The 10,081-nt window shown below is 68.7% G+C and carries 8 protein-coding genes and 1 pseudogene; 4 read left to right on the top strand and 5 right to left on the bottom strand.

Features of this window, described 5'->3' with window-relative positions; all coding sequences use genetic code 11:
- Positions 1-13 precede the first annotated feature (13 nt).
- The 4 genes from QQK83_RS03205 to QQK83_RS03220 all read left to right on the top strand — a co-directional run bounded on the left by QQK83_RS03205 (position 14) and on the right by QQK83_RS03220 (position 5,167).
- Positions 14-1,588, top strand: a complete 1,575-nt coding sequence (locus QQK83_RS03205) for an ABC transporter substrate-binding protein (RefSeq protein WP_284261640.1) — start codon at positions 14-16, stop codon at positions 1,586-1,588.
- A gap of 69 nt (positions 1,589-1,657) precedes the next feature.
- Positions 1,658-2,611 carry an ABC transporter permease gene (locus QQK83_RS03210; protein ID WP_284261650.1) on the top strand — a complete coding sequence of 318 codons (954 nt, stop codon included), beginning with the start codon at positions 1,658-1,660 and terminating at the stop codon, positions 2,609-2,611.
- A gap of 4 nt (positions 2,612-2,615) precedes the next feature.
- Positions 2,616-3,533, top strand: coding sequence for an ABC transporter permease (locus QQK83_RS03215; RefSeq protein WP_284261641.1), 918 nt, complete (start codon positions 2,616-2,618; stop codon positions 3,531-3,533).
- 2 nt (positions 3,534-3,535) lie between these two features.
- Positions 3,536-5,167, top strand: a complete 1,632-nt coding sequence (locus tag QQK83_RS03220; protein WP_284261642.1) for an ABC transporter ATP-binding protein — start codon at positions 3,536-3,538, stop codon at positions 5,165-5,167.
- Between the two features lie 110 nt (positions 5,168-5,277).
- Here the strand turns inward: QQK83_RS03220 and QQK83_RS03225 are convergent, their stop codons facing one another.
- From QQK83_RS03225 to QQK83_RS03245, 5 genes and pseudogenes are all read right to left on the bottom strand, one after another.
- Positions 5,278-6,705: a carnitine 3-dehydrogenase gene (locus QQK83_RS03225; protein WP_284261651.1), complete on the bottom strand. Its 1,428-nt coding sequence runs from the start codon at positions 6,703-6,705 to the stop codon at positions 5,278-5,280.
- Positions 6,705-7,457 carry an SDR family oxidoreductase gene (locus tag QQK83_RS03230; RefSeq protein WP_284261643.1) on the bottom strand — a complete coding sequence of 251 codons (753 nt, stop codon included), beginning with the start codon at positions 7,455-7,457 and terminating at the stop codon, positions 6,705-6,707. The genes QQK83_RS03225 and QQK83_RS03230 overlap by 1 nt, the downstream gene beginning before the upstream one ends.
- A gap of 164 nt (positions 7,458-7,621) precedes the next feature.
- A pseudogene (locus QQK83_RS03235) lies at positions 7,622-8,524 on the bottom strand (beta-keto acid cleavage family enzyme); the annotation flags it as partial.
- Between the two features lie 71 nt (positions 8,525-8,595).
- Positions 8,596-9,381 (bottom strand): carnitinyl-CoA dehydratase, encoded by a 786-nt coding sequence (locus QQK83_RS03240; RefSeq protein WP_284261644.1) that lies wholly within the window; start codon positions 9,379-9,381, stop codon positions 8,596-8,598.
- Positions 9,378-10,081, bottom strand: a 704-nt coding sequence (locus QQK83_RS03245) for an acetate--CoA ligase family protein (RefSeq protein ID WP_284261646.1), incomplete at its 5' end; no start/stop codon positions are given. The genes QQK83_RS03240 and QQK83_RS03245, both read right to left, overlap by 4 nt.

Here is a 10,081-nt window from a genome sequence, read left to right on the forward strand (position 1 = left end):
AGAGAGACCGACCATGAAGACACCCAGAATCCCCGCCATGCCGATGACGCGTCGCGGCGTCATGCAAAGCGCCGCCGCCGTCACCGCCGCGGGCCTGATCCTGCCCCACAGCGCCATGCCCGCCCGCGCCCAGACCCGCGGCGGCACGTTCCGCGTGGGCATCGGCCACGGCTCGACCACCGACAGCCTCGATCCCGGCCTGTGGGAAAACCTCTACGTGCAGACCTTCGCGGCCTGCCGCCACAACTACCTGATCGAGGTCGGCTCGGACGGGCAGCTTGTCCCCGAGATCGCCGAGAGCTGGGACACCACGGACGGCTCGACCTGGGTCTTCACGATCCGGCAGGGCGTCACCTTCCACTCGGGCAAGGACGTGACCGCCGAGGACGTGGTCGCCTCGATCAACCATCACCGCGGCGATGACTCGACATCGGTCGTCAAGCCGCTGCTGGCGGCGATCACCGACGTGCGCGCGGACGGCAACACCGTCGTCGTCACGCTGGAGGCGCCGAACGCCGACCTGCCCTACCTGATGACGGATTACCACATCCCGGTCATGCCGGGCATGGACGGGCGCATCGACCCGGCCTCGACCGATGGCTGCGGCGGCTACATCGTCGAAAGCTTCGAGCATGGCGTGCAGTCGACCGTCACCCGCAACCCGAACTACTGGAAGTCGGACCGCGCGTGGTTCGACCGCGTCGAGCTGGTCTCGATCCTCGACCCCGCCGCGCGCCTGAACGCGCTGATCACCGGCGAGGTCCACCTGATCGACCAGGTCGATCCGGCCACCATCGGCATGCTGGAAAGCCGCGGCGTCGCGCGCATCCTGTCGATCCCCGGCAACGCGCATTACGGCTTCCCGATGGACAGCCGGCAGGCGCCCTATGACGACAACAACGTGCGTCTGGCGCTGAAATACGCGCTCGACCGCGAGGCGATGGTCGACGTCATCCTCGGCGGCCATGGCGCGGTGTCGAACGACAACCCGATCGGGCCTGCGAACCGCTACTTCAACACCGAGATGGAGATGAAGACCTACGATCCCGACCGCGCGCGCTTCCACCTGCGCGAGGCCGGGCTCGACAGTCTCGATGTCACCATCGCGGTGGCCGACGCGGCCTTCTCGGGCGCGGTCGACGCGGGCGCGATGTTCTCGGAAACCGCACGGGCTGCGGGCATCAACCTCGAGGTCAACCGCGTGCCGAACGACGGCTACTGGTCGAACGTCTGGCTCAATCCCAACGGCGACACGCCCTTCTGCGCGACCTACTGGGGCGGCCGCGCGGTCGAGGATCACATGTTCACCACCGCCTATGCCGCCGGTGCGGACTGGAACGAGGGCCATTGGAGCAACGACCGCTTCAACGAACTTCTCGTCGCCGCCCGTTCGGAGGTGGACGAAAGCCTGCGCCGCGAGATGTACATGGAGATGCAGCAGATCGTGTCCTTCGAAGGCTCGACCATCATCCCGATGTACAACAACTACGTGATGGCGGTCGCCAACGACATCGCCACGCCCGAGCAGATCTCGGCCAACTGGAACTTCGACGGCTTCCGCTGCGTCGAGCGCTGGTGGATGGCCTGACCTGACCCCTCGCCCCCGGCGCGCAGCCCGCGCCGGGGGTCTTTCTGACCCGCGAGGGAGGACGGACCCCTGCCCAACGTGATCCGCATGATCGCCCTGCGCCTTGCGCTGGGGATCGGACTGCTCTTCATCGTGTCGCTGATCATCTTCGGCGCCACGGAGCTTCTGCCCGGAGACCTGGCGCAGCAGATCCTCGGCCAGGGCGCCACGCCCGAGACGCTGGCCGCGCTGCGCGAGCAGCTGGGCCTGAACGACCCCGCCCCGGTGCGCTACTGGAACTGGCTTTCGGGTGCGTTGACCGGCGATTTCGGCGTCTCGCTCTCGAACGGCCGCCCGATTTCCGAGCTGATCGGCGCGCGGCTGGGCAACACCGTCTTCCTCGCGCTCTATGCCGCGGCGCTGGCCGTGCCGATCTCGCTGATCCTCGGCATCCTTGCAGCCCTCTGGCGCAACTCGATCTTCGACCGCGCCGCCAATGCGGGCGCGCTGACCGCGATTTCCTTCCCGGAATTCTTCGTCGCCTACATCCTCGTGCTGTGGCTGGCGCAGACCGGGCTCTTCCCCTCGATGGTGCGGATCAATCCGACAACCACCTTCGGCGACCGGATCTACATGACCTTCCTGCCCGCGTTGACCCTGACCCTTGTCGTCACCGCCCACATGATGCGCATGACGCGGGCCGCGATCATCAACCTCATGGCCTCTCCCTATATCGAGATGGCGCGGCTCAAGGGCCTGTCGCCGCTGCGCATCGTGCTGCGCCACGCGCTGCCCAATGCGCTGGCCCCGATCATCAACGTGATCGCGCTGAACCTCGCCTATCTCATCACCGGCGTCGTGGTGGTCGAGGTGGTCTTCGTCTACCCCGGCCTCGGGCAGCTGATGGTCGACGCCGTGTCGAACCGCGACATCGCGGTGGTGCAGGCGGTCGCGCTGATCTTCGCCGGGGCCTATGTCGCCCTCAACCTCATCGCGGACGTGCTCTCGACGATCACGAACCCGCGCCTGATGCACCGGAGGTAGCGCCATGGGTTTCGCCACCTCCGTCCTCCTCGGGCTTGCGGGCCTTTTCGCCCTCGCATGGGTGCTGCGCGCAGGCGCGCGGTCCATTCTGACGGGCCAGTCCCGCAGCATCGCCAACGACATCCCCCTGACAGCGGCCTTCGGCCTGCTGGTCATCGCCATCTACGCCGCCGTCGCCATCGCGGCCCCCGCACTTGCCCCCTTCCCCGAGCGCGAGATCGTGGGCGGGCAATTCCAGGCCTGGTCCGCCGAGCATCTGCTGGGCACCGACCGGATCGGGCGCGACATGCTCTCGCGCCTGATCTACGGCGCGCGCAACACCGTGGGCATCGCCTTCGCCACCACCGCGCTGGCCTTTGTCGTGGGCTCCATCCTCGGGCTTTGGGCCGCGCTGACAGGCGGCTGGCTCGACCAGGTGCTGTCGCGCTTCGTCGACGCGCTCATGTCGATCCCGGCGCTGATCTTCTCGCTCTTGCTGCTGACGATCTTCGGCACCTCCGTGCTGACCCTGATCCTCGTCATCGCGGCGGTCGATGCCACCCGCGTCTTCCGCCTGGCCCGCGCGGTGGCCCAAGGCATCGTCGTGATGGACTACATCGAGGCGGCAAAGCTGCGCGGCGAAGGGGCGTGGTTCCTGATCCGGCGCGAGATCCTGCCCAACGCCATGGCGCCGCTGGTGGCCGAGTTCGGGCTGCGCTTCTGCTTCGTCTTCCTGACGATTTCCTCGCTCAGCTTCCTTGGCCTCGGCATCAAGCCGCCCACCGCCGACTGGGGCAGCATGGTGCGCGACAACGCCACGCTGATCACCTTCGGCGATGTCACGCCGCTTCTGCCCGCGGGCTGCATCGCGCTGCTGACGGTGGCGGTGAACTTCGTGGTGGACTGGCAGCTGCACCGCGCCTCCGGCCTGAAGGAGTCCTGATCATGAGCCGCGACGTGCTTCTGAAGATCGAAGGCCTCAGGATCGAGGGCCGCTCGGGCGATACCTGGACCGAGATCGTCAAGGGCGTGGACCTGACGCTGCACAAGGGCGAGGTGCTGGGCCTGATCGGCGAGTCTGGCGCGGGCAAATCCACCGTGGGCCTTGCCGCCATGGGCTTCGCGCGCGACGGCTGCCGGATCACCGGCGGCACCATCGACTTCGACGGGATCGACCTGCGCAAGGCGTCCGAGAAGGTGAAACGCGACCTGAAGGGCGCGCGCATCGCCTATGTCGCGCAATCGGCGGCGGCCAGCTTCAACCCCGCGCATCGGCTGATCGACCAGTATTGCGAGGCGCCCGTCGTCCATGACGTGATGTCCCGCGACGAAGCCGAGCGCGACGCCATCGACCTCTATCGCCGGATGCAGCTGCCCGACCCCGACGGCATCGGCTTTCGCTACCCGCACCAGGTCTCGGGCGGCCAGTTGCAGCGCGCGATGACGGCGATGGCCATGTCCTGCCGGCCCGACCTGATCATCTTCGACGAGCCCACGACCGCGCTCGACGTGACGACCCAGATCGAGGTTTTGGCCGCTATCCGCGACATCGTCCGGCAGTTCGACACGGCGGCGATCTACATCACCCATGACCTCGCCGTGGTGGCGCAGGCCGCCGACCGCATCAAGGTTCTCCTCCGCGGCGAAGAGGTGGAAGAGGCCGAGACGCGCCGGATGCTCGACGCGCCGCGCGAGGACTACACCAAAAGCCTTTGGGCCGTGCGCAGCTTCGCCCGCCCGGAACAACCCGCGCCGAGCGGGCAGCCGATCCTGTCGGTCAAGGATGTCACCGCCGCCTATGGCACGGTCAATGTGCTGGAGGACGTGAGCTTCGACATCCACGCGGGCCGCACCGTCGCCGTGGTCGGCGAAAGCGGCTCGGGCAAGTCCACGACCGCCCGCGTGATCACCGGGCTTCTGCCGCCCAAGCGGGGCGAGGTCCTGTTCGAGGGCAGCCCCCTGCCCCCGGCGCTCAAGGGCCGCACGCGCGAGCAGCTCAGGCAGGTCCAGATGATCTACCAGATGGCCGACACCGCGCTGAACCCCAAGCTCAAGCTCCGCGAGCTGATCGGGCGGCCCGCGCAGATGTATCTCGGCCTGCAAGGCCGCGCGCTGACCGAGCGGGTCCGCGACCTGCTGCACCTGATCGAGCTGGACCCCGATACCTATATCGACCGCCTGCCCGGCGAGCTGTCGGGCGGCCAGAAACAGCGCATCGGCATCGCCCGCGCGCTTGCCGCCGAGCCGAAGCTGATCATCTGCGACGAGGTCACATCGGCCCTCGACCAGATCGTGCAGGAGGGCATCCTGAAGCTGCTCGACCGGCTCCAGCGCGAGTTCGGGCTGGCCTACATGTTCATCACCCATGACCTTGCGACGGTGCGCGCCATCGCCGACGACGTGGTGGTGATGCAACGCGGCCGCGTGATCGAACAGGGCCCCAAGGCCGAGATGTTCGCGCCCCCGCACGAGCCCTACACCGAGCTTCTCCTGTCCTCGGTCCCCGAGATGGACCCCGACTGGCTCACCCGCCTTCTCGCCGCGCGCGAGGCCGGGCAGACACCGGCAACCGCCTGACCCGTCCGACGGTCAGGCGCGCGCCCCTGCCTTCATCTTCCCAAAAATACGGAATCCCATCGGTGACGCCCGCCCGACCCGTCAAGGACCGGGCGCGCGCCGTTGACGGATCACCCCCGCGGCTGGTTCAGCACGAGCCTGTCGGGTTTCGGGTGATCCGCATGCGCCGCGACATAGGCCGCGGCGCGCTCGGCCACCACGCCCTCGGGTGCCGTCACCCGCCGGGTGGCGAGGTCCACGTGCAACAGCAGCGTCTCGACCGTCGCTGCAGGCGTCTCGCCCCCGGTCCAGAGCTTGTTCAGCAGGTGCAGCTTGCGCCCGTCGCCGCCCAGCGCCTGTGTCGTCACCGTGATCCGGTCGCCGATGTCGATCTCGGCGAAGTAGCGGATGTGGTTCTCGGCGGTGAAATAGCTCTGGCCGCCCGCGATATAGGCGGCATCGGCGCCGATCATCTCCATGAACCGGTCCGAGGCGCGGGCCGAGACCTCCATGTAGGGGGCCTCGTTCATGTGGCCGTTATAGTCCACGAAAGACGTCGGCACCTGCATCTCGACCGTCACCGGCAGCCCGTCCGGCCCCGCCTCGGCGCGCGGCAGCCGCGCCTCGTGCGCCGTGATGACCCCGCCCGCGCCCGAGCCGGTGCGCTTGAGCGCCCGCATCATGGCGACAAGGTTGTCGTCGCGCAGCCGCTCCAGCTCGCGGATCGAACGGTGGCCCGATTGCGCATCGGACTGGCCCGCGATCAGGTCGACCAGCTCGTCGTTGAACTCGGGCACGTCCATCAACTTGGTCCAGGGCCAGGTCAGGCACGGCCCGAACTGCGCGAGGAAATGGCGCATCCCCGCCTCGCCGCCCGCGATGCGGTAGGTCTCGAACAGGCCCATCTGCGCCCATCTGAGGCCGAAGCCCATGCGGATCGCCTCGTCGATCTCCTCAGTGGTGGCGATGCCGTCCTTCACCAGCCACAGCGCCTCGCGCCAGACCGCCTCGAGGAAGCGGTCGGCGATATGGGCGTCGATCTCCTTGCGGACGGTCAGGGGGAACATGCCTATCCCGCGCAGGGTCTCGGCGGCTTTCGCGGTCTGCTCGCTTGCCCCCACCAGTTCCACCAGCGGCAGCAGGTAGACCGGGTTGAACGGATGCGCCACCACGGCGCGCGCGCCTTGCGCGTTCAGTTCCGAGGGTTTGAAGCCCGAGGTGGACGAGCCGATGACCGTCTCGGCCGGTGCCGCCTCCATCACCTGCGCCAGCACCTTGTGCTTGAGCTCCAACCGCTCGGGCACGCTTTCCTGCACCCAGTCCGCGCCGGCCACGGCCTCGGCGAGGTCCGCGTGGTAGCGCAACGCCCCCTCGGGCGGCAACGCGCGCTCGTAAAGGCCCGGCAGGGACCGGCGCGCGTTGGCCAGCACCTCGGATATCTTCCGCTCCGCTTCCGGATCGGGGTCGAAGACCGCCACGTCCCAGCCGTTGAGCAGGAAGCGCGCGGCCCAGCCGCCGCCGATGACGCCCCCCCCGATGATCGCCGCCTTCCGTCCCATCATGTCGTCCTTTCGGTATGTCCATCCACCGCGAGCGCCTGCCCGCTGATCGCCGCCGCCCCCGGCGAGGCCAGGAAGAGCGCCATCGCCGCGACCTCCTCGGCGGTCACGAAACGGCGCAGCGCCACGCCCTCGGTGAAGCCCGCGCGCACCGCATCCTCGGGGATGCCGCGGCCCGCGGCCTCCATGGCGATGACCCGCTCCATCCGCGGCCCCTCGACCGCGCCGGGGCAGATCGCGTTGACGCGCACCCCGTGTGGCCCCAGCTCGGAAGCGAGCGCCTTGGTCAGCCCCACGATCCCCCATTTCGCCGCGACATAGGGCGTGCGGCCCGGAAAGCCGAAGAGCCCCGAGACCGAGCTGGTCAAAAGGATCAGCCCCGCGCCCTGCGCCTTCATCACCCGTGCCGCCCATCGGCAGGTCAGGAAAGCCCCGTCGAGGTTCACCGACAGGCAGCGTTGCCAGTCGGCGAACTCCAGCGTCTCGAGCGGCCCTGCCGGCCCGCCGATCCCGGCGTTGGAGATGACCACGTCGGCCCCGCCCCAATCGGCCTCGATCCCGGCCAGAAAGCCGTCCATCGCGCCCGCGTTGGTCACATCCGCCACCTCGGCGCGCAGGCCTTCGGGCACGGCTTTCACCGCCGCGGGGTCCGTGTCGCAGACGGCGACGCGGTCGCCCTGCCCCATGAAGGCCTCGGCCATGGCAAGGCCCAGCCCAGACGCGCCGCCGGTGATGACGACCCGTCGGGTCATTGCTTTGAATGTCCGTATGTGCCCGCCTTCAACAAGGGCCACGCTTCGGAATAAGGCATGATATCATCGTGCCGTGCCTTCCAGTGTGCATCAATGCCGTCCCATCCGTTGCCCTTGAAGGTGTGCCCGCACTCCGGGCAAACCTTCTTGGCCAAAGCTTCGCCGGGCGCCCGCTTCACCAGCCCCAGCTTCTCGCGCACCTCCTGCGGGGTCATCACCCGCGCGCCCATGCGCTCGACGATGCCCACGGCGCGCTCGACCAGCTGCGCATTGGTCGCCAGCACGCCCTTGTCGAGCCACAGGTTGTCTTCCAAACCCACGCGCACATGACCGCCCGCGAGAACGGCGGCAGCGGCATAGGCCATCTGGTTGCGGCCCAGCGAAAAGGCCGAGAACGTCCAGTCCTCGGGCACGTTGTTGACCATCGCCATGAAGGTGTTGAGGTCATCCGGCGCGCCCCAGGGCACGCCCATGCAGAGCTGCACCAGCGCGGGCGCGTCCAGCACGTCCTCCTTCACCAGTTCCTTGGCGAACCACAGGTGGCCGGTGTCGAAGGCCTCGATCTCGGGTTTCACGCCCAGTTCGGTCATCATCCGACCCATGGCGCGCAACATGCCGGGCGTGTTGGTCATGACGTAATCGGCTTCGGCGAAATTCATCGTGCCGCAGTCGAGCGTGCAGATCTCGGGCAGGCATTGGGCGACATGGGCGACGCGCTCCTCCGCGCCGACCATGTCGGTGCCGGGGGCGACGGGAAGCGGGCTGTCGGTGCCGCCGAAGACGATGTCGCCGCCCATGCCCGCGGTCAGGTTCAGCACCACGTCGACCTCGGCCTCGCGGATGCGGTCGGTCACCTCGCGGTAAAGCTCCAACCGGCGCGAGGGCGCGCCCGTCTCGGGGTCGCGGACATGGCAATGGACGATGGCGGCCCCGGCCTTGGCGGCGTCGATCGCGCTGTCGGCGATCTGTTTCGGGCTGCGCGGCACATGGGGGCTGCGGTCCTGCGTGCCGCCCGATCCGGTCACGGCGCAGGTGATGAAGACCTCTCGGCTCATGGTCAGGGGCATGTCGGTTCTCCTTCCTTTCCCGATTTTTCGTACGAAAAATCGCTATATGCGGATTTTCGTACGAAAATCCGTCAGCGCCCGGTCCAGACCGGATCGCGTTTCTCGGCGAAGGCGCGCGCGCCTTCTTTCTGATCGTCCGAGCGGTAGAGGCGTTCCACCGTCTCGAACTGGCTGCGCGTGATCCGGTTCAGCGCATCGTTGAACTTCATCGCCTCGGCCTCGCGCACGATCTCCTTGATCGCGGCGAAAACCAGCGGCGGACCCGCCGCAAGGTCATTGGCCATGGCGCGCGCCGCGTCCATCAGGTCGGCGGCGGGCAGCACATGGTTCACCAGCCCCCAATGCGCCGCCTCCTCGGCGTCGAACCAGCGCCCGGTGAACAGAAGCTCCATGGCGATATGGTAGGGAATGCGCTTGGGCAGCTTGATCGAGGCCGCATCGGCCACCGTCCCCGACCGGATTTCCGGCAGCGCGAATGTCGCGTGGTCGGCGGAAAGGATGATGTCGGCGCAGAGCGCCAGCTCCAGCCCGCCACCGCAAGCGATGCCGTTCACCGCGGCGATGACGGGTTTGTTCAGCCCCCGCAACTCCTGCAGCCCGCCGAAACCGCCGACGCCGTAGTCGGTATCGGGTGCCTCGCCCTCGGCGGCGGCCTTCAGGTCCCAGCCGGGGCAGAAGAACTTCTCGCCCGCCCCGGTGAGGATGGCGACGCGCAGCTCGGGGTCGTCGCGGAACGCGGTGAAGACCTCGCCCATGATCCGGCTGGTGGCGGCGTCGATGGCGTTGGCCTTGGGCCGGTCGAGCGTGACTTCCAGCACCGCGCCGCGGCGGGTGGTGCGGATGGGGGTGTCGGTCATGGCGTCTCTCCCAACTGGATCAGGGCATCGACCGCGACAGCGCGGTCGGGCGTGGCGATGAGCGGGTTGATCTCCAGCTCGATCAGGGTCTCGGCATGGGCCATGGCGCAATCCTGCACGGCATGGATGGCCGTGACCAGCGCCGCGCGGTCGGCGGCGGGCTTGCCGCGGTAGCCGCGCAGCAGCGGCGCGATGCGGAGGCGGTCGAGCGCCGCCTCGATCTGCGGCGCGTCGGCGGGCAGGAGGAGCGAGGCGGTGTCGGCCATGACCTCGGTCAGCACGCCGCCCGCGCCCAGCGTCAGCACGAAGCCATGCGCGGGGTCGCGCAGGATGCCGACCAGGATCTCGGCCACACCGCCCGGCACCATTTCTTCTACAAGAAATTCAGTAGCCCCCATGCGCCTCGCCTCGGCCTCGACCGCCCCGGCGTCGGAGAGGCCAAGCGCCACCGCCCCCGCTTCGGTCTTGTGGGCAACGCCGAGCGCCTTCAGCACCACCGGAAAGCCGATCTCCACGGCGCAGGCGGCGGCCTCGGCGGGCGTGGACGCCACCGCCCGGCGGGGCACCGGCACGCCATGGGCGGCTAGCAACGTCTTGCCCTCGGCCTCTGTCATCAGGCGCGGCGCGACCGGCGCGGGCCCCGGCACCAGCGGGGCGCAGCCCGCCACCCCCTGCCCCAGCCGCGCCGCGGCCTCCAGCG

The organism is Roseicyclus amphidinii, from assembly GCF_030163755.1.
In the GTDB taxonomy this organism is placed as follows: domain Bacteria; phylum Pseudomonadota; class Alphaproteobacteria; order Rhodobacterales; family Rhodobacteraceae; genus Roseicyclus; species Roseicyclus amphidinii.

Excerpts from the sequence above, each read along its gene's own strand:
- QQK83_RS03205 (WP_284261640.1), top strand. The coding sequence starts at position 14 with ATGAAGACACCCAGAATCCCCGCCATGCCGATGACGCGTCGCGGCGTC.
- QQK83_RS03215 (WP_284261641.1), top strand. The coding sequence starts at position 2,616 with ATGGGTTTCGCCACCTCCGTCCTCCTCGGGCTTGCGGGCCTTTTCGCC.
- QQK83_RS03220 (WP_284261642.1), top strand. The coding sequence starts at position 3,536 with ATGAGCCGCGACGTGCTTCTGAAGATCGAAGGCCTCAGGATCGAGGGC.
- QQK83_RS03225 (WP_284261651.1), bottom strand. The coding sequence starts at position 6,705 with ATGGGACGGAAGGCGGCGATCATCGGGGGGGGCGTCATCGGCGGCGGC.
- QQK83_RS03230 (WP_284261643.1), bottom strand. The coding sequence starts at position 7,457 with ATGACCCGACGGGTCGTCATCACCGGCGGCGCGTCTGGGCTGGGCCTT.
- QQK83_RS03240 (WP_284261644.1), bottom strand. The coding sequence starts at position 9,381 with ATGACCGACACCCCCATCCGCACCACCCGCCGCGGCGCGGTGCTGGAA.